Genomic DNA, 19124 nt, shown 5'->3' on the forward strand with positions numbered 1-19124 from the left:
CTAAGGCGTTTCAATATATCGACGAGACGTCCGCCACCGGGGAGCAGGATGTGCCGGCCGCCGACCTGAACATGCTGATCGTGAACGGGTTCGGCTTTGTCTACCAACACACCGGCGACGCAACATACCTGCAGCGCGGCAACATCGTCTTCGAGGGCGGGGTGGAGGGCACCTGGCTCGAAGGCTCGAAGCAGTTCAACCAGCAATATGCAAGCTCCTACAATTACATCGCCTATACCCACGCCGGCCACGACATTCCCTTGGCCAGTGGAAGTGACCGAACCGGCAGCGCGTCTGACAGCCAGTCAGACCTCGCGCGAACCCATGAACCTGCGACCGACGCTGGCATCAACGACGACGCGAACAGCGGTACGGCCGAAGCCGCTGTCGAGCTCCACGGGGGAGCCAGCAAGGACCAGCTCCTGGGCGGAGCCGGATCCGACGGTCTCTTTGGCGGCGGCGGCAAGGATAAGCTTAATGGCGGCCCGGGCAACGATGTGCTGGAGGGAAGCGCGGGAGCTGACCGGCTTGTCGGTGGCCACGGCAATGACAGGCTTGTCGGYGGTGCGGGCAACGATGCGCTTGACGGGGGCGCGGGAGCTGACCGCCTTGTCGGTGGCCACGGCAATGACAGGCTTGTGGGCGGCGCGGGCAACGATGTGCTGGAGGGAAGCGCGGGAGCTGACCGCCTTGTCGGCGGCGCCGGCAATGACAGGCTTGATGGCGGCGCCGGCAACGATGTGCTGAAAGGGGGCGCGGGAGCTGACGTCCTTATTGGCGGATATGGCGCGGATAAGTTTCAGTTCCAGTCAACCAGCGATACGGCTCCTGAATCGCCCGACACCATCAACGACTTCGTGCACGGGCTCGACCGCATAGATCTGCGCCTGATTGATGCGAATGCCAATGTCTCTGGAGATCAGGAGTTTTCCTTCATCGGAGACCACGGTTTCAGTGGCAAGGCCGGTGAAATGCACTTCGTCGACCACGTGCTTTCGGGCGACGTCAACGGCGACAGCATCGCCGACTTCGCTCTACAAATGAACGGCACCCTTTCTCACGCCGACTTCTTGGTTTGAATGGAAGACGGGCTAGAAGCCGACCCCCTTGCGAGCATTCCATCGCACATGCGCCGCGCCTGGACCCTGTTATCGCGGGATTTTTTCCGACGGAGGATGAAGCGAGATCCTCTTCCCCTTGGAAACCTCCCAGACATCCTTGGCATGTCCGCTCAAAAGGAGTAGCGCACCACACCCCGACGCCACATATCCCTGCACGAGATAGCTGAAGGAATCCAATGTTCTGGGTAGGCGTCCTGGCATCACCGCTCCAGCGAAAACGAGCGCGCCGGCCGTCAATTCGGCTGCCAGCAACAACTGCCAGACCATGCCGCCGGACAAGGCCAGCGAAACGGATGCTGCGAAACTTACCACAAGTATGAAGGGCAGGAAGGAGCGGAGCCCTTTTCCAGAAACAAAGACGAAGGCAAGTCTGTAGTTCATGGGATTGGCCAGCCTCCAGAGACGCAATGCCTGTTGCAGGTTTCCCGCACCGATCCGGATACGTCGGCGGAAGTCCTGTCGTGAATTCGTGGCCTCCAACTCCGTGGCGACGATCTGGCGGTCGTAGATTCCTTTCCAACCACGAGAAATGATACGCATAGGTAGCATGAAGTCGTCATTGATCGTATCCGGCTCTAACGGCGTCCAAAGAGTCCGGCGAAAAACATAAAAGGCTCCATGAGCGCCCATCGGCGCGGCTACCAACGCCTCGTCGGACTTGATCCGAATTTGGTAGTCCCAGTAGGCGCGCTCGCCTGGCGAGGCATCCTCGGGCAAGGAATATGTCCCACAGACCACGCCGACATGCGGATCATTGAAATGGGCCACTGCTCGCCTGACCGCGTCACTGCTTAACAGAGCCGACGCATCGCTCAGCGCGACCAGATCCGTTTGGATTTCAGGCACAAGCTGGTTCAGGACTCCGATCTTTCCGATATTGAGTTCGATTACGACCACTCTGGCGTTGCAAGAAGGGTATTCCGCCAATGTATTTCTCAGAACAGTTTCCGTGTCGTCCTTGCACCCGTCGAGTGCAATAATGATCATGAGCTTATCCGGCGGGTAATCGAGTTGCGCACAATTGATTATTTTGCGCCGTATGACCCGCTCTTCGTTGTATGCAGGAATGAGCAGTGCCAGTGACGGAATAGGAACTCCGGGGCGAAAGGAGCGCGCGCCTGGTTCAGAAGTCAATCTTCGGCGGCGCTCGATTCCGCTTGCGAGCAGGCGCAGAAGAACGGGGTAGCCGACGTGGTGGTAAAGCAGCAGAACCGCGCAGCAGGCAAGTATCGCCATTTCCATTCCGAGACTCCCGTCCTCTGGAGGCGAAAAGGCTTCCATCATAATTTCCATCGATAATATTGGCAGCCTTGCGGTGGACGCAAGCCAGCACTAGGTTCACGTCTTGTTGGTTGCAACGAGCGTGAGGCTGATGGCATACGGCCCGCTACGGCGCATGCGGTGACGAAGTGAATTCAGTGATGAAGGTTTCATCGGTCGAGATTTTGTTCACCGTAGTTTCCGTTCTGGCCATGGGCGTGTTTATGCCGTTAGCCACAGCGGATGACGTCCAGATTTCGACGGTGGGCCAGTCTCTGGAGGAGCCACCGTCCGTCCAGGTCACCACCGCCGATCGACTATTGCTGAGATTCCATGGGCAAGCGGACCTGACCGGGGAATACCGTATCAGCCCGGACGGAACCTTGTCGGTTCCTGTTATCGGACGAATAAACGTCGCCGACATGTCCTTGGCGCAATTGGAACAGGAGTTGACGCGGCGCGTGACCGTATTCACGAGCCACGGGACTTACGTCACCGCCGAGATAATCAGCTATCGCCCGCTTTTCGTCACGGGTTTCGTAAGCAAACCAGGAGCCGTCGAATGGCATCCAGCGATCACAGTGTTGCAGGCTGAGGCTTTGGTTGGCGGTCTCTACCGGGCACCCGAGGGGGCCATCAGCAGCGAGAATATCAGCGACGTGGAGACTTTGCGCTTATTGCGAACGGGGCGTGAGGAGCAGAAACTGCTCCTGGCCTCCCTTGCGGGGCTGAAAGCTGAGAAAGCAGGCAGCGCACAGGTCGAAGTACCGCCGGTCCTTGCGGGCTTGGTGGGCGAGGAAGAGGCCAGAACCTTGATTGAAGGACAGCAGTCCTACCTGAACAGTCGCCGAACTGGGCTGGAGAAGAAAAAGGCGGCGCTCGAACGAAGCGCCGACCTCGCCGGCGATGAACTCGATGCGCTCCAAGAACAAGCCGCCCGGGTGAACGAACAACTCCAAATGCGCCGCGACATGCACGAAAAGTTGGCAGGCCTTTTGCAGAAAGGCCTCGTTCCTCGCGAGCGAGAGCTTGAGAGCGAGATCAAGATCGCCGAATTGGAGGAAAAGGCGACGAATGTAGCGGTCGCGCGGGCGCGTGTGCAAAGTACGGCCGCCATGCTCAAGCAGGAAGCAGTGGCGCTCGAGGAAGATCGAGCAGCGGGAATAGACGCCGAGATCGCGAGACTCGAAGGCGAACTGGCAAAGGCGAGCATCGATGTCGAAGCAGCCACGAACAGATACGACAGGCTTGCCGCTGAAACCGCACGGGCCGCGGCGACGCCGCTGCGGCATATGGTGATCAAATACACCATAGTCCGCCGCAGCGAGACTGGAGAGCAGCGGGCGCCAGCGCAAACATCATCCTTCCTGTTGCCAGGAGACGTACTTCTGGTTTCGCAAGAATTCGAGCAAGAGACCAGTCAGACACCCGAAACGCCTGGCGGCGACCAGGCCGGCGGCACAGGCAACGCAAAATGACGAATGTCGACCTACGGCAAATAGAGGATGTCGTCATCGCAATTTCAAGTGCCGAAAAACGCATCGTCGGCCTTACATCTGCCGAAAGCGATAGGCTCGTTGAATCGGTTGCCTGGGGCGCCGCGGAATTTCTGGCGCGGTCAGGCAGATCGGTGCTGCTCATCGATCTTCAACAGGTTATCCGTGAGAATCAAGGCTCTCCCAGCCCCCTCTCCGACATGCTTAGAGACAGAAACATCACCCACAAGCAGCAGGGCCTGGATGTCATCACGTTGACACCCGACCCGGAGAGCCGTTACGCGTTTGCCGACAGCGCTCAGCTTAGGACGATCCTGGAAGGTTTTCTTGAAGTCTACCAGTTCATTCTTCTCGAACTGGGACCGGTCCTTGCGGTTACGTCGGCTAAACTGAACCCACTGCCTCTGGGGGGTGCATGCGACTATCTTCTGCTGATCTGCCCTCGCGGCTCCACCAAACGGTCGCAGCTGCGAAGCGTCGTCGAGAAATTGAGGGCGGCGCGGTGCACCATTGGAGGCGTTATCCTGAACGAAGACCGTTATTCGAGCATGGGAGTTGAGATCGCGTCGATCGCCTCCTGGCTTCTCTGGCCCATGCCCCAGCTGCGGAGGCGCGTCCAGAATTGGGCCATAAACAGCGATCTACTCAACTGATGTTTGTCCGCTCCGCGAATCGCTACGGTGCGTCATCGGCCCAGCAGGATCGTCAGCAGACGCCGCGCCTTGGCGCCAGCCTAGGAAAGACTCGCCCAAGTCTTCTTCATGCCTGCCGTCCGGCAGCTGCCCCAATGCCGCGAATATAGGGCATCGCCGGCATGCGCGAAGAAGTCCTCCTCGCTGCCGCAATGACCATAGGCACATTGCTGCTTTGGGCCGTGTCGCCGAACCCGTTCGTGCCTCTTTTGGCTGCAGTGGCGCTGCTCAGCGTGGCGACCGCCTTATGGTTCCCGTCATTGACCCTGCTGCTGTTCGTGATCTTCTCAATGTTCCGCCTGCATGAAGTTTTCCCAGTTTTGCAGCCGCTGCAAATACCGCTTGCCTTGAGCGTACTCGGTCTCGCCTCCGTGGCATGGCACCTGGTGCTCTCCCGCCGCATCACGGCCTATTTTTCAGCGGAAATGAAGGCGCTCCTCGTTTTTGCACTTCTCGTCTCGCTTGGAGTCTTGACGGCGAAATCGCACGTGCTGGCGTATTCCTACTGGTCCGAGAATTTCATCAAGGTGATCCTTATCACGTTCGCACTCGGCTGGACATTGCGCGAACCGGCGGGTTTCAGGGTTGCCACCTATCTGATCGTCCTGTCGGGTCTCCTCGTCGGCGCCGTAACCATCTCTAACCGGCTCAATGGCATCGGGCTCGTGGAAATGAGCCGTGCAACCGTTGCCCGGGAGCTCGGATCGCCTTTGGGCGACCCGAACATTCTCGCCCTGACCCTCACATTTTCCCTGAGTTTTTGCCTTTCCCTGCTGCTCTCACGAACCCGGGCCATTGATGTCTTCCTCGGCCTGGTCGGAACCGGGGTCGTGACCGCAGGGGTGGTTTGTACGCAAAGTCGCGGCGGCTTGCTCGGGGTGGTGGCTGTCCTGGCTGTGAGCGCAACTCGAGTGATGAAGTTGCGCACAATCCTTCTGTTCGTCATCCCCGTCGTTGCGGCAGGGTTGTACATGGCGATGAACCTTTCCGACCGCGTGTCCGGCGGCGCAGAGGATATGAGTGGGGAATCGGCGAGTGGTAGACTCTATGCGTGGTCTGCCGCCATCAATATGGCGCTCGACCGGCCTTTCACAGGAGTCGGCATAAACAACTTCGTTGACGAGTTCTACACCTATACCGACGTGTGGTTCGATCGTGCCTTGACCGCCCACAGCGCGTGGTTTCAGGTTCTCGGCGAAACGGGATTCTTGGGGCTGGGGACGTTCGTGATCATGGTCGCCCTGACCTTCAAATCCGCCGTTCGCGCCCAGCGATTGCTGGAGCGCAACTCAGCGGCACCGGATATGCAGGGTTTTGCCTGCGCGATTACGGCAGGCTTGGCAGGTTTCTGTGTCGCCGGGTCATTTCTCAGCGAAGCTTACAATTGGGCCCTTTATGCTCTCCTTGCATTCTCGTCCGCCATAATAAGGTGGGCGTCAGCCTCGGCCGACGGTTCGGATTGGAGCGACGTCTTCGCGCGACAATCTGGGTCGCGGCCGCAAGTGGCTGCGGGATTTGAATCAGTGCCAGCATTGGGATCGAAGCACGATCGGACCACCTCAGCCTCGCCGGATGAGCGGCCACAGTTTCAACACGAGTATTTGGGGAAACAGGAACGGGACTAGGCTCGCGACGGACACCAGTGCACATAAGGATCCCGCCAGGAAAAAGGTGCGCCAATCGCGAGGCTCGAGCCATGCGTCAAGGCAATAAACCGCCAGCGCGCCAATCAGCCCGCCAACCGCATTTGGCAGTATTACCCGCACCATATATTGCCGCGGCTCCACGGCTAGAAGCCGGCAGCCATAGAGTAGCGGTCCTATGCCTCGAAACAGGACTGCGGCCGCTGCTGCGGCGAAGCTGATGCCGGAGAGGCCGAAAAACTGGACCAGCAGAAGGCTCAGGCCGGCGATGGTGACGCTCTCGCAAACGGCAAAGACGGCAAGCAGCCGGTGTTTCTTCACTCCGGCGATGACCCAGTAAGTGACCCATTGCGACAAGGCGATCAGCTCACCGAGCATGAGGATCCGGAGTTGCTGATAGGCTTCGTCGGCGCGTCCGCCCTGCCAAAGGTGAATGAAGCTGTCGCCTAGGACGAGCAGGCCGATGGTGAGAAGACAGCTCAAGGCGGTAGTGTACCGGCCGCCCTCCACGAGCAAAGTCTGCTGAGCCGTGTGAGCTTGCTCATGGAACAGCCGGACCGATCGCGCCGCGACGGCTTCGGTCGTTGCGGACAAAAGGACATTGCAATTGACCGAGAGCTGGCGCGCGATGGCGAAAATTCCCACGGCCGCATTGCTGAGTGTGTAGCCGACGAGAATTGGACTCAGTTGGAGCGCGATCGACCTCGCGGCATTCAGCGCCGCAAAGTCGATAGCCAGTCGGAGAATCGTCGCTGCGGTTCTCCTTGTGGCCATTCGCGGCCAAGGGGCAAGCCAAGGCTCCACCTGAAAGCTGGCGTAAGCCATGGTCACGGCGCTCAGGCAGCCGGTAAAAAGCGTGCATGCTGCAACGATCCACAGTGGCGAACCTATTCCCACGAACATCATGAGCAGCGCGAGCCGCAGCAGGACAAGAGGCACCTCTATAATATTGATGAGGTCCATCCGCTCGTAGCCCCACAGGAGGCAGGTAAACGGCGCCGCAATGAAGTGGACGGCGCTTGCAAGAGCCATCAGGCGCAGCGCCAAAACGACACTCGCCGCGTCTTGCGGAGGCACTGTGAACACCGCAAGGAAAACGAGCGGAATGAACCAAGCGATGAGCGCCACGCCGATCGCGCAGACACCGAGCATCGCGACAGCTGTCGAGAAGATCCGGTTGATGCCGTCGATGCTGCTTTCCCCCCGGCCAGCGGCGATGAGGCGTCCCACAGCTACTGTCGTGCCGAAGTCCAGCAACCAAAGCAGCGATGTCGTCGAGACGACGAGCGCCCACAGGCCGAACGTCTCCAGCCCAAGCTGTCTCAGGAGGAATGCCGCAGTCACAAGACCACACACCGCATTGAGGACGGCACCAAAGCAGCTTGCCACCACACTCACGCTCAAGGATCGCGCCAAGGGGATCTACTCCCGACAAAACCGAGGGTTGGTATTGGTTCACTACTTCCACTATGATGCGATACGTTAAGCTATCAGAACCCGAAGACGTTCCAAGGCGGGAAAAAATGCTGATGCAACGCGGCGAGGCCGATTGGAGAGGCTGCTTCTACCTTGGCATGGGAGGACCTTCATGCGCCGGAAAATCATGCCGCCCGGCCCACGAGGGTTTCGTTGCGTCTTTGCAACGCTGCTGCTGGCATGGTGTTGTGTTGCGGCATCAGGTGCCACTCTTGTCGACACGGGAGCTATCACCGCCATTTGGGCCAATGACGGAGGCGACAAGGTCACACGCAACGAATTGCGCGCTCATTCAGGGGAGACCTCGATCTACAATTCAATTTGGGACGGACGGCAGGTCCGCCTCTTCGCCGCAGCAAACGAGATCGTGTCGGTTAACCTGGTGATCGAAGCAGCGGATCACGCTGCTGAGGGGGTCCGCGTCGCATTCAGCGACTTGACGAACAGCTCGGGTCGCCGGCTCCGCTCCGATCCAGCTCGGACGAGGCAGAAACTGTTCGATTGGACTTCCACAGAGATCGAGCTCTTCTACATCCAGTACCTGCAGGTCAGGGGACTAAGCCAGCTTTCATACGGCACGTATGACGAACGGCAAATACCAGAGCGGTTGAGACGCCAGTCCATCTCCGGCACGCCTTATGGAGGGTGGAAGGATCGGCCCGGCGCGGACAAGTTTTTCCCCGATATCGCCGTCCCACTGGAACTGGTCAACGCCTTCGACATCCCCGCGCGCTCCAACCAAAGTATCTGGGCTGATATCTATGTGCCACGAACGACCCCGCCGGGCGACTATGCCGGGGCGATCACGATCACGGAACAAGGTAGCGTGCGAGCGCGCATTCCTGTCCGGTTGGAAGTTCTGAACTTTATCCTTCCCGATACCACGACCTCGCGAACCATGGTAGCGACGAGCTATGAGGAGATCGCCCGCCGCTACACGGGCGAATCCTATCCCGCTCCCAATTCCAGTCAGGACCGTCTGGTTCGTCGAGTGGCCGACCGGCAGTTCCTGCTGGCCAGGCGCCACCGCATCTCGCTCGTGGACGACAACTCTGGCGCCGAGCAGTGGCGACAAGATCGACCGCGACCCGAGTGGATACCACGCCTGACAGGCGAATTGTTTTCTCGTGAGAACGGCTATGCCGGCCCATGCGAGGGCGTCGGAAGCGAGCTGTTCGTCGTCGGGTTGTATGGTGCGTGGGAATCGTGGTGGGGCGGTGCCGGAAGAGAGGCGATGCGGTCCCACGCAACGGCATGGGAACGATGGTTCAGAAGGAATTTTCCTGATGTAGAGCGTTTTATCTATTTGTCCGACGAATCTGAGGACTACGACCAGACCGAAAAATGGGCGAGATCGTTGAAGACAGGCACGAACGAAGAACCAGCTCTTGCCACTTTTGCGACAGCCAATCTGGTCAAGAGCCTTGATGCGTTACCCTCGCTATCCATTTTCGCAAGCTGGATCGGCGTAGGCGATACGCCGGTCTGGGAGCAGGCGGTAAAAGCGCTGCGGCAGACCGGCAGACGGTTGTTTCTTTACAACGGTCTCCGACCCGCCTCGGGTTCCTTCGCCATCGAGGACGACGGCGTTGCGTTGCGTGAGCTCCCATGGGGTCAGTACAAAATGCGCGTCGACCGGTGGTTCTTCTGGGAAGCCACATATTACAAAAATTACCAGGGAGGGCGCGGCGACACCGACGTCTTCGTGCAGGCGCAGACATTCGGCGGAGCGCCTGAGTTTGACGAAATCACGGGACTAACTGGCTCAAACACGTCGAACGGCGACGGGGTTCTGTTCTATCCGGGCACGGACGCAATCTTTCGGGAGCATTCCTACGAGCTTGAAGGTCCGATTGCCAGCTTGCGTCTGAAACACTGGCGCCGCGGGATTCAGGATGTCGAATATCTGGCCCTTGCCGAGGCAATCGACCGCCAGGCGACCTGGGCCGTCATCGAGCGAATGGTCCCGAAGGTTTTGTGGGAGACGGGGGTCGGCGATTCCTCCGATCCGACCTGGGTCCATGCGCCTGTCAGTTGGAGCAAAAATCCAGATGACTGGGAGTCCGCGCGCCGGGAATTGGCTGCTATCATAGAAAAGGGATCAATCCGATGACGGATTCAACCAGCCGCTTCAACTCTCTATTCCGGCCATGAACAGGTCACCCACACAAGTCACGCGCCTTCTCGTTCAGGCGGCCTGGAGGCGCCGCTGGTTGCTGATCATACCGATCCTGATTATGCTTCCAGCCGGCTTCGCCGCCAGCCAACTGATGCCGCTCAAGTATGTCGCCCGCTCGCTATTGCTTCTCCAGGAATCCGGGGAAGCAGGCCCACTCACGCGAGAGCCCACGAACGTGCAGTTCGTCACGAACGAGGAGCGGCTCGCCGCGTTGCGGGCCCTTTTGTTTAGCGATCGTGTGCTGGGCCGAGTGTTGGATGATCTCGGCATGACCGATCCGGCGTCTCGCGCGGTCAGGATTCGGGATCTCAGGGAAACCACGTGGCTCGAAGGGGCGGGGACAAACTTCATCGAGATCTACCACTCCGGCCCGAACCCGACCGGTTTGGGTAAGCAGCTCGAAACCGTCATAACAACGTTTCTGGAGGCTCTCGTTCCTGAGCAGAATGAACCCGACGCCATTCAAATCCTGGTCGAAAAGCACACGCGCGACTTGGCGGCGGCGCGTGCGTTGAAGGTCGACCTGGAAAGGCGGCAGGCGGAGTTATCCATCGGCAGCCCTGCTGCGGCCCAGGCGAGGCTAGAAGAGCTCAACCATCTGCGTCAGGCAAAGGCGGAGGAGTTGCGCCAAGCCGACAAGGCTGTCGAGCTTGCCAGGCCTGCGGCGCTTGCAGACGCAACCATCGAACAACTCGAACAGGAAATCGACCGACCGGCCAGCCCGCAGGGAAGCGGGGGCGAACAGCAGGAGCAATCGATGCGGGCGGAAGAGGTCGCCCCACTGCGAGACGCACTTGCCAGGCGGACGGCCGCCCTGTCCGAGCATGAACAGGTAGTTGCCGCGATGGAGGCCGAGCAGCGTGACATTTCCGAATACGACCGCTTGAAGGCGCAGATCGCCGACAGGGAACGCGACATCGCGGTAGCCCAGGACAAGCTTGAAGCAACACAGAAACGTCTCGAGTCGGTTCGGCTGGGGGACGCCGTGGGTATTTTGCGGGCACCGGAGCTCATCCGCATTGTTGATCCTCCGCGCGATCCCGAATTTTCGACGAGATCCCCGATTGTCTATCTCTTCGCCGCCTTGGCGGCGGGTATATTGCTCGGTCTCGGCCTAGCGGGCATCGCGGAATTCCTCGATACAACCCTCCGTGATCCTGACGAGTTCAGCGAGGCTGCTGGAGCACCAGTCATCACGCGAATTGGCGCCAGGAAGCATGAACCTTTCCTTTTGGATCGCCCGGAAAGCGCCTAAGCTGGTGCCCTCGGCTGCCGCCCGTCTTGCAGGCGCCGCCAGGCGGCGCCCAACGCGGGACCGATCGGGGTGGAGCAAACCATCGACCCGAATTGGTAGGGCAGCATTGGTCTCCAAGAATGCCTCGCGAAGCGACGCCTGAGAGCGGCTGCCTTGCGCCAATCCCCCCAATAGCCAAGCACGCATGCGGTCTTGAAGGCGCGAATTGCCAGCATCTGCTCCAGAAGCGGTCGAAGACCTGTCGGGCAGCTGTCTTCGATCTCTGAGGGGTCCTCAAGAAAAGGCTCGACCGGCCTCACAGCTGGCAGATTGCTGCTTAGGCTGGATGCTTCACGGTGTATGCATACACGCGGCTCAAGGTCGACCATCACCTGTTCGTTGAGGACCAATTTGAACCACAGATGGGCATCCTCCCCGTACCGGCAACCGTTCCGGTCGTAGAACCCTCCGAACGCGCGGATCACATCAGTGCGAGCGATTGTCGTGCAGGGCGTCATGAACGCCACGATCGAAGTCGCAAAGGACGGATCTGTAGTCGGGTTCAGCCGAACTGGGCCAAAGGACAGGCCGCGCGACCGCCACAGAACTTCGGACGAGGCGCCGGCCGGCATCTCAAGATAGCCGGCGGTCACACTGGCAATTTCGGATCCCGCTTTTGCGAAGTGTCTCATGCCAGCAGATAAAAAATTCGGCATCCACTCGTCGTCCGCGTCCAGGAATGCCACGAAGGGAGCTCTTGCCTTTGCAAGCCCGCGGTTGCGGGCCGCGCCTGGCCCGGCGTTCGCCTGCGATATCACTCGCATGCGCTTGTCCTTATGACTCCGCGCGACCGAGAGGCCGCCATCGCTGGATCCGTCATCGACGACGATAACTTCGAAGTCATCGAAATCCTGAGCCCAAATCGAGTTGAGAGCCCGCTCCAAGTAAGGCGCCTTGTTGAAGAGCGGAATGATCACTGAAACTGTCATATTCCTACGCCCTACGAAGTCTTTCCGTACCAATTCCGGGTGAACCGAGGTGGCGCCTCTCATCCGCTTGTATGATATTGATATCTGCATAGCGTGGTACCTAAATCTGTCATGATCCTCACTTGATCGGTAAGCCGAAATTTTTTCAGTTCTGCTGCGATCGGAAGCTAAGCAGATGTTGAAGGGTCGTAATACAGGTACAAATATGGACTGGCCCGCGCCGGCTGGAAGCAGGGTATCATCCCTGGCCCCCGGTGTTGTGCAACACCAGCCTTTGCATTTCGCCGGACTGCGCGTGGCTTCGCTGATCGACACGGCCATCGTATCTGGGCCTGGTCGGCAGTTGACGGCTCTGGCGAACCAGTTGGGCGAGCACGGGGTCAAGCTACGTGTCTACATGTTCCAGCGGACCGGGCGTTCGGCGTCACCGTTCATCGCCTATCTGGAGCGTGCCGGGGTCGACCACGTTGTAATTCCTGACAATGGGCCTCTCGACGTCTCCCTTCTCCTACGCCTCGGTCGGAGCTTACGTGAATGGAAACCCGATATCGTGCAGACACACAACTATCGCACGACGGTCATGGCATATCTGCTGAAGCTGACGAACCCACCTTGGCCTTGGATCGCGTTCTTTCACGGTTCTACGAACGAGGGCTGGAAGGTCAGGCTGTATAACCGTATTGACGGAATGCTGCTTCCGCGAGCCGATCGGCTTGTCGTAATGTCCGAGCGTCACAAGCGCCATTTCTCTGCTGCCGGCGAACGGGTCCGCGTCATCCACAACGCGATCCTGGCCATCCCGTCCGAAAGCTCGCCGGTGGAACTTGGGGCCATTCGGCGCCCCGGGGTGCCGCTTATCGGCGTAATAGGTAGGCTGAGTCCGGAGAAGGGCGTAGATGTGCTGATCCAGGCGGTGTCTTTCTTGCCGGCCCGCTCGGTTTCCATCGTCCTTGCCGGCGACGGCCCCGCGCGCGCGGCGCTGGAGCAGCAGGCAGTCGCGCTTGGCATCCAATCGGATATACACTTTCTGGGAACGGTCGAGGATGTCGGATCGCTGTACCGGCAACTCGATCTGGTCGTGCTGCCTTCGCGCAGCGAGGGACTTCCCAACGTCCTTCTCGAAGCCCTCAGCGCTGATGTACCCGTTGTTGCAACCGCCGTTGGAGCCGTGCCGGAGGTCCTAGTCGACGAGGCAGCAGGCCGGATCGTCGCCCCAGGCGACCCCTGCTCGCTGGCCAAGGCGATCAGACAATCCCTGGAATACGGACGAAGCCCTTCCGCGAAGACGGCGCGAGCCGCGGTGGCCGCACGGTTCTCGCTGGAGAAGCGGGTTTGCCGACATCTGGGCCTCTACCGTGAGCTGTGTCCCGACAGGGTCACAGCGGGAACTATCCCTTGAACGCCATTCGCCATGAAACGAATGATGCGCCTCAGGCCAGCTTGAGGATCGAGATGGTCCTCCCGTCCCTGGCAATGGGGGGGATGGAAATGATGGCGCGGGATCTCGCCTTAGGGCTTGCTGCCCGCAGACATCGGGTTGGAATTACCTGCCTGGAGGAGGAGGGCGAACTCGCCGTGGCTCTTCGTGCTAGCGACGTTTCGGTAAGCCTGGTGGGCTGTCCCGGCATTCGCCCCAATTTCTTTCCTGACGCCAAGCTGAGGGCGCATGTCGCGGCACGCGGCTGCCACGTCGTCCACGCGCATAATGCAGTTTGGGCCAAAGCTGCTTTGGCGTCCTGTTCTGTCCGTGTGCCCGCGAAGGTTAGCACCTTGCACGGTTTCGCCTACGGCGAGGGGTGGCAGAGCGAGCTGTTGCGTTGGTGGGGAGCGCTCCATTCGGACGTCGTCGTAGCGGTCTCGGCGCCGTTGCGTCGCCATCTCGTCCAACGAACCCGGATACCGGCGTCGAAGGTCACCGTCCTCCCAAACGGAATCGACACGGCGCGCTTCGCACCGCGCCATCGAAGCGGAACAATTCACGCTCGTTTCGGCATCGCTCCAGGTTCTTCCCTTGTCGGTTGYGTTGCCCGGCTCGATCCGATCAAGAATCACGCCCTGCTGCTTGCCTCATTGAAGCTGGTGCTTCTATCCCTCCCGCAGACGCGCCTGGTGCTTGCGGGGGAGGGGCCCTTGCGCCAAGAACTCGAAGCGCTCGTCTCGGAAATGGGGATTTCCAAGTCTGTCATTTTCGCTGGAGCGATTGCCGATACAGCACCCTTGTATCGCGACCTCGACGTCTTCGTCCTGCCGTCACTTTCGGAAGGCACTTCGATCAGCCTGCTGGAGGCGATGGCGAGCGGCGTGCCGGTAGTGGCGACCGCCGTTGGCGGCACGCCCGATCTCCTTGCGGGCGGCGCATGCGGCATGCTTGTGCCTTCGGGCGATGCCGCCGCGATGGCCAGCGCTGTCATGCGCGTTTTACGGGACAGCGAGCTTCGCTCGCAGTTAGCGGCGAAAGGCCGCGAGCGGGTTACGTCAAACTTTTCACAGCTTGCAATGGTGATCGCATATGAGGAGCTATACCATTCCATTTTGAGGAAGAAGCATGAGCGCTCTTCGGCTCGCTAACGGCGGAGTCTCGACATGTGCGGCATTGCGGGCGGCATAAGCCTCGCCCCCGGGACCCGTCCCGATCCTCGCCGAGTCGAGGCAATGTCGGCCGGAATGACGCATCGCGGGCCGGATGGAGCCGGACTTTGGATTGCGCCATCTGGGCGTGCGGTTCTCGCGCATCGCAGGTTGGCGGTTATTGACTTGGCGACAGGAAACCAGCCGATGCTGGACGAGTCCGGGAGCATCGGGATCACCTTCAACGGAGAGATCTACAACTACCTCGAATTGCGGGAGGAACTGGCTGGCGAGGGGGAAATGTTCCGCACCAGATCAGACACGGAAATCCTCCTGCGCCTCATCATGCGCCGGGGCGAAGAAAGCGTGAAAGTGTTACGAGGCATGTTTGCGTTCGCAGCATGGGACGATCGGTCAGGGTCCCTGCTTCTCGCGCGCGATCGTCTCGGCAAAAAACCGTTGTTCTATACGGTCGAAGGAAAATGCCTGTACTTCGCCTCTTCCCTGACTGCGCTTCGCGCCGGGACGGCGGTAAACAGCATCGAGCCCCAGGCGCTCGATATCTATCTCGCTCTGGGTTACATCCCCGCACCGTACACAATCTATCGCAATACCTTTAAGATGCCGGCCGCCAGCCTCGCGACGCTTGGCCATCGGGGGCTATGCCTGCGCGGATTTTGGGATCCCGCGGATTACGGCGAGCCCTATTCGGGTTCCTATCAGAATGCCTTGGATGAACTTCAGGAAAAGCTTGATAAGGCCGTCGCCCTCCGGCTGCGCAGCGACGTCCCCGTGGGGGTGTTTCTGAGCGGTGGTATCGATTCCAGTCTCGTCACCGCCACGACCGTGCGTCAGTCGGTCGAGCAGATCGAGACATTTTGCGTAGGCTTCGAAGACAGCCGCTTCGACGAGAGCGCGTTCTCGTCCGCCATTGCGGACCATCTTGGCACCCGGCATCACACCCTGCGTGGGCGGACGGATCTTCTCGATATCCTGCCCCGGATGACGCTACATTTCGGCGAGCCCTACGCAGATTCTTCCGCCCTCGCGCTCTGGGCGATGGCCCAGCATGCGAGGCCATCGATCACCGTTGCTCTGGGAGGCGATGGAGGCGACGAAGGTTTCGCCGGCTATAGCTGGTACGGCAATGCGCGACGCCTCGACCGCTTGGCGAACCTAATCCCGGCCAGCGTGGCCCGCATTGGGGCCCGGGCGGCTCGTCTCGCGGCCCGCCATTGTCAACACAGCGTCACAATGGGCCGAATCGAGCGCGGCTTGACGGTACTCGAGCTTTCGCGGGCGGAGCGATTTGCCGCTCTCCGCTCCTTCGTCAACGCGACGGAAGCGGAGTTTTTGTACGATGGCGAGCTGCTCGAACGGCGACGTGCGGGCCTAGACCCCGCGAGCACGATCTTAATCGACGCGTATACGCGGGCAGGCGGCACTACCCTGCGCAAGATGCGCTACACTGACATCCGGACTTATCTCGCCGACGACCTTATGCCGAAGCTCGACATCGCCACCATGGCTCACAGCCTGGAGGCCCGCGCGCCTCTGCTCGACCCTGAAGTCCTTGCATTCGGCCTGTCGCTTCCCGACCACTTCCTGATGGACGAGCGCGGCGGAAAGCGCATTCTGCGCGATCTGCTTGCGCGCCACGTGCCGCGCGCAATGTTTGAACGCCGCAAACAAGGCTTCTCTGTACCGTTGCAGGTCTGGTTCTCCGGGCAACTGCGGCCGAGGCTTGAAGCGCTGACGCGGAGCGAGGCCCTCCAAGGGCTCGGCCTACTCAAGCCCGCGGGAATACGGCGCCTGGTAACTGAACACGCAACGGGCGCGCGCGACCACAGCCAGCGTCTGTTCTCACTCGTGCAACTGGAGGATTGGCTATGTTCCCGTTGATCTGCGTTGGGCACCCCCGTTCGACGGTGGGAATTATTGGATCCAACGCCTGTTCGCAGGCATGGGGAGAACATCATGAACAGCGTGATTGACGTTCTCAGGCGCCGGATCGCCGTGGTGGGGCTCGGCTATGTCGGGCTCCCGGTGGCGACCGCTTTCGCCCGCAACGGCTTCAAGGTCCTGGGTTTCGATATCGATCCCCTCCGCATTGCTGAGCTTCGCGGCGGCATCGATCGCAACAACGAACTGGAGCTTGCGGATGTTCTTTCCGCCTCGCTGCGCTTCATCGACAATCCCGCCGAGCTAGCCGAGGCCGATTTCTTCATCATAACGGTACCGACGCCGATCGACGCCGCGCGACGGCCGGATCTGTCGGCACTGCTCAAGGCCTCCGGAACCGTCGGCGGCGCCCTCAAGAAGGGCGACTTTGTGGTGTATGAGTCTACTGTTTATCCCGGCGCCACAGAGGAGGATTGCGCGCACGTTCTCGAACGCGCCTCGATGCTGAAGGCGGGTGTGGATTTCCATCTCGGCTACTCGCCCGAGCGGATCAATCCGGGCGACAAGGAACATCGCCTAGAGACCATTCGCAAGGTAGTTTCCGCCCAGACCCGGGATGACGCCAATATCATCGCCGCAGTGTATGCTACCGTGGTCACAGCGGGCATCCATATCGCGCCCTCGATCAAGGTCGCAGAGGCGGCCAAGGTAATCGAGAACTCACAGCGAGATCTCAACATCGCATTCATGAATGAGCTGTCAGAGATTTTTGCGCTGCTGGGCATCGACACCGCCGACGTGCTCGCCGCCGCCGCTACCAAATGGAATTTCCTCCCGTTCTCTCCGGGTCTCGTCGGCGGCCACTGCATCGGAGTGGACCCCTATTATCTGACCCATAGCGCCGAGCGCAAAGGGTATCACCCGCAGGTTATCCTTGCTGGTCGCCGAGTAAACGATAAGGTCGGGGAGCGCATCGCTCAAGAAGCCATGCGACTGCTGTCACAAGTGGTGGGTCCGCGCCATGTGGCAATACTGGGCGTTACTTTCAAGGAGGACGTGGCCGACATCCGAAATTCGCGTGTTATCGACATCGTCCGCGGGCTTGAGAGCTTTGGTGTGAGTGTCGAGATCTCCGATCCGATCGCGCGACCGCAAGATGTCCTTCACGAATATGGCTTGAACTTAAAACCGATCGAGGCGCTTTCGTCCGCCGATCTGGTCATACTTGCCGTCCCGCACCGGCCGTATGTTGATGCGGGCTGGCCCCTGCTCACGGGCATCCTGCGCGGAGGCCGAGGGATTGTGATGGACGTGAAAAGCGCGCTGCCCCGCCAGCAAGGCGAGGCCCCAGTCCATCATTGGCGGATGTGACGGGATGGGCCATTCATGCTCGCAATGCTGCCCGCCGGTGCGCAGCCAACTGTTGATACATGGTCGGCCTTTACCGGCGCTGATAGAGGAGCGGGCCATAAAGGCAGGTCCAACCCAACCGATCTACAAGAAAAAATCCGGGTAGGAGGGACCAGTTCCTAGGATGTAAATAGCGAAGTCGGCGATGCTGTCGCCGTTGACGTCGCCCGAAAGCACGTGGTCCACGAAGTGCATTTCACCGGCCTTGCCACTGAAACCGTGGTCTCCGGTGAAGGAAAACTCCTGATCTCCAGAGACATTTGTGTTCGCATCAATCAGGCGCAGATCTATGCGGTCCAGCCCGTGCACGAAGTCGCTGATGGTGTCACGCGATCCAGGGATCGTATCGCCCGTTGATTGAAACTGAAACCTATCGGCGCCATACCCGCCCATCAAGATGTCCGCTCCCGCGCCGCCGTCAAGCACATCGTTGCCGGCGGCGCCATCCAGACTGTCATTGCCGGCGCGGCCTGAGAGCACGTTGTTGTGCGTGTCGCCGCGGAGCGTGTCGGCGAAATTGCTGCCACCAAGGTTTTCAATGCCGGAAAAGATGTCGCCGAATGCATCGCCCCGGTTGGCGCCGGCGTTGGCCAGGTCGGCAACTACGGATTTGGCCGCGCTGGCATAGCTCGCGCAATCAAGCCCGTCGCCGCCGACAAGCCGATCAGCTCCCGCGCCCCCGTCAAGCACATCGTTGCCGGCGGCGCCATCCAGACTGTCATTGCCGGCGCGGCCTGAGAGCACGTTGTTGTGCGTGTCGCCGCGGAGCGTGTCGGCGAAATTGCTGCCACCAAGGTTTTCAATGCCGGAAAAGATGTCGCCGAATGCATCGCCCCGGTTGGCGCCGGTGTTGGCCAGGTCGGCAACCACCGAATTGGCCGCGCTGGCATAGCTGGCGCAATCAAGCCCGTCGCCGCCGACAAGCCGGTCAGCTCCCGCGCCGCCGTCAAGCACATCGTTGCCGGCGGCGCCATCCAGACTGTCATTGCCGGCGCGGCCTGAGAGCACGTTGTTGTGCGTGTCGCCGCGGAGCGTGTCGGCGAGATTGCTGCCACCAAGGTTTTCAATGCCGGAAAAGATGTCGCCGAATGCATCGCCCCGGTTGGCGCCGGCGTTGGCCAGGTCGGCAACTACGGATTTGGCCGCGCTGGCAT

The 19124-nt window shown here is 60.2% G+C and carries 14 protein-coding genes; 10 read left to right on the top strand and 4 right to left on the bottom strand.

Annotation, left to right across the window (positions count from 1 at the left end):
* On the top strand, positions 1-1079 hold a 1079-nt coding region (locus tag AC1DZP_RS34455), incomplete at its 5' end, for a calcium-binding protein (RefSeq protein WP_477308614.1).
* A 69-nt stretch (positions 1080-1148) separates the two neighbouring features.
* Here AC1DZP_RS34455 and AC1DZP_RS34460 read toward each other — a convergent pair.
* Entirely contained in the window at positions 1149-2363 is a 1215-nt protein-coding gene (locus AC1DZP_RS34460) for a glycosyltransferase family 2 protein (RefSeq protein ID WP_477308616.1), read from the bottom strand.
* A gap of 179 nt (positions 2364-2542) precedes the next feature.
* Here AC1DZP_RS34460 and AC1DZP_RS34465 point away from each other — a divergent pair, with 179 nt between their 5' ends.
* From AC1DZP_RS34465 to AC1DZP_RS34475, 3 genes are all read left to right on the top strand, one after another.
* Positions 2543-3859, top strand: a complete 1317-nt coding sequence (locus AC1DZP_RS34465) for a polysaccharide biosynthesis/export family protein (RefSeq protein ID WP_477308617.1) — start codon at positions 2543-2545, stop codon at positions 3857-3859.
* Positions 3856-4530 carry a P-loop NTPase family protein gene (locus AC1DZP_RS34470; RefSeq protein WP_477308619.1) on the top strand — a complete coding sequence of 225 codons (675 nt, stop codon included), beginning with the start codon at positions 3856-3858 and terminating at the stop codon, positions 4528-4530. The genes AC1DZP_RS34465 and AC1DZP_RS34470 overlap by 4 nt, the downstream gene beginning before the upstream one ends.
* A 161-nt stretch (positions 4531-4691) precedes the next feature.
* On the top strand, positions 4692-6194 hold the full coding sequence (locus tag AC1DZP_RS34475; protein ID WP_477308621.1) for an O-antigen ligase family protein: 1503 nt from the start codon (positions 4692-4694) through the stop codon (positions 6192-6194).
* Here AC1DZP_RS34475 and AC1DZP_RS34480 read toward each other — a convergent pair.
* Positions 6129-7610: a lipopolysaccharide biosynthesis protein gene (locus AC1DZP_RS34480; protein WP_477308639.1), complete on the bottom strand. Its 1482-nt coding sequence runs from the start codon at positions 7608-7610 to the stop codon at positions 6129-6131. The genes AC1DZP_RS34475 and AC1DZP_RS34480 overlap by 66 nt on opposite strands.
* 190 nt (positions 7611-7800) lie before the next feature.
* On the opposite strand from AC1DZP_RS34480, the gene AC1DZP_RS34485 reads away from it, so the two are divergent.
* Both AC1DZP_RS34485 and AC1DZP_RS34490 read left to right on the top strand, forming a co-directional pair.
* Positions 7801-9801 (top strand): DUF4091 domain-containing protein, encoded by a 2001-nt coding sequence (locus tag AC1DZP_RS34485; RefSeq protein WP_477308623.1) that lies wholly within the window; start codon positions 7801-7803, stop codon positions 9799-9801.
* Between the two features lie 100 nt (positions 9802-9901).
* Entirely contained in the window at positions 9902-11122 is a 1221-nt protein-coding gene (locus AC1DZP_RS34490) for a GumC domain-containing protein (protein ID WP_477308625.1), read from the top strand.
* Here AC1DZP_RS34490 and AC1DZP_RS34495 read toward each other — a convergent pair.
* Positions 11119-12090 carry a glycosyltransferase family 2 protein gene (locus tag AC1DZP_RS34495; protein WP_477308627.1) on the bottom strand — a complete coding sequence of 324 codons (972 nt, stop codon included), beginning with the start codon at positions 12088-12090 and terminating at the stop codon, positions 11119-11121. The two genes, AC1DZP_RS34490 and AC1DZP_RS34495, sit on opposite strands and share 4 nt — an antisense overlap.
* 295 nt (positions 12091-12385) lie before the next feature.
* Here AC1DZP_RS34495 and AC1DZP_RS34500 point away from each other — a divergent pair, with 295 nt between their 5' ends.
* From AC1DZP_RS34500 to AC1DZP_RS34515, 4 genes are all read left to right on the top strand, one after another.
* Positions 12386-13489, top strand: coding sequence for a glycosyltransferase (locus AC1DZP_RS34500; protein WP_477308629.1), 1104 nt, complete (start codon positions 12386-12388; stop codon positions 13487-13489).
* Positions 13486-14658 (top strand): glycosyltransferase family 4 protein, encoded by a 1173-nt coding sequence (locus AC1DZP_RS34505; protein WP_477308631.1) that lies wholly within the window; start codon positions 13486-13488, stop codon positions 14656-14658. The genes AC1DZP_RS34500 and AC1DZP_RS34505 overlap by 4 nt, the downstream gene beginning before the upstream one ends.
* A 15-nt stretch (positions 14659-14673) precedes the next feature.
* On the top strand, positions 14674-16560 hold the full coding sequence (asnB, locus tag AC1DZP_RS34510; protein WP_477308633.1) for an asparagine synthase (glutamine-hydrolyzing): 1887 nt from the start codon (positions 14674-14676) through the stop codon (positions 16558-16560).
* 75 nt (positions 16561-16635) lie between these two features.
* Positions 16636-17931 carry a nucleotide sugar dehydrogenase gene (locus tag AC1DZP_RS34515; RefSeq protein WP_477308635.1) on the top strand — a complete coding sequence of 432 codons (1296 nt, stop codon included), beginning with the start codon at positions 16636-16638 and terminating at the stop codon, positions 17929-17931.
* Between the two features lie 123 nt (positions 17932-18054).
* Here the strand turns inward: AC1DZP_RS34515 and AC1DZP_RS34520 are convergent.
* Positions 18055-19124 (bottom strand): calcium-binding protein (locus tag AC1DZP_RS34520; RefSeq protein WP_477308637.1); only part of this gene is annotated, 1070 nt, incomplete at its 5' end.

The sequence above is a fragment of the Mesorhizobium sp. P2_F8 genome (assembly GCF_056403655.1).

Excerpts from the sequence above, each read along its gene's own strand:
- AC1DZP_RS34460 (WP_477308616.1), bottom strand. The coding sequence starts at position 2,363 with ATGGAAATGGCGATACTTGCCTGCTGCGCGGTTCTGCTGCTTTACCAC.
- AC1DZP_RS34465 (WP_477308617.1), top strand. The coding sequence starts at position 2,543 with ATGAAGGTTTCATCGGTCGAGATTTTGTTCACCGTAGTTTCCGTTCTG.
- AC1DZP_RS34470 (WP_477308619.1), top strand. The coding sequence starts at position 3,856 with ATGACGAATGTCGACCTACGGCAAATAGAGGATGTCGTCATCGCAATT.
- AC1DZP_RS34475 (WP_477308621.1), top strand. The coding sequence starts at position 4,692 with ATGCGCGAAGAAGTCCTCCTCGCTGCCGCAATGACCATAGGCACATTG.
- AC1DZP_RS34485 (WP_477308623.1), top strand. The coding sequence starts at position 7,801 with ATGCGCCGGAAAATCATGCCGCCCGGCCCACGAGGGTTTCGTTGCGTC.
- AC1DZP_RS34495 (WP_477308627.1), bottom strand. The coding sequence starts at position 12,090 with ATGACAGTTTCAGTGATCATTCCGCTCTTCAACAAGGCGCCTTACTTG.
- asnB (WP_477308633.1), top strand. The coding sequence starts at position 14,674 with ATGTGCGGCATTGCGGGCGGCATAAGCCTCGCCCCCGGGACCCGTCCC.
- AC1DZP_RS34515 (WP_477308635.1), top strand. The coding sequence starts at position 16,636 with ATGAACAGCGTGATTGACGTTCTCAGGCGCCGGATCGCCGTGGTGGGG.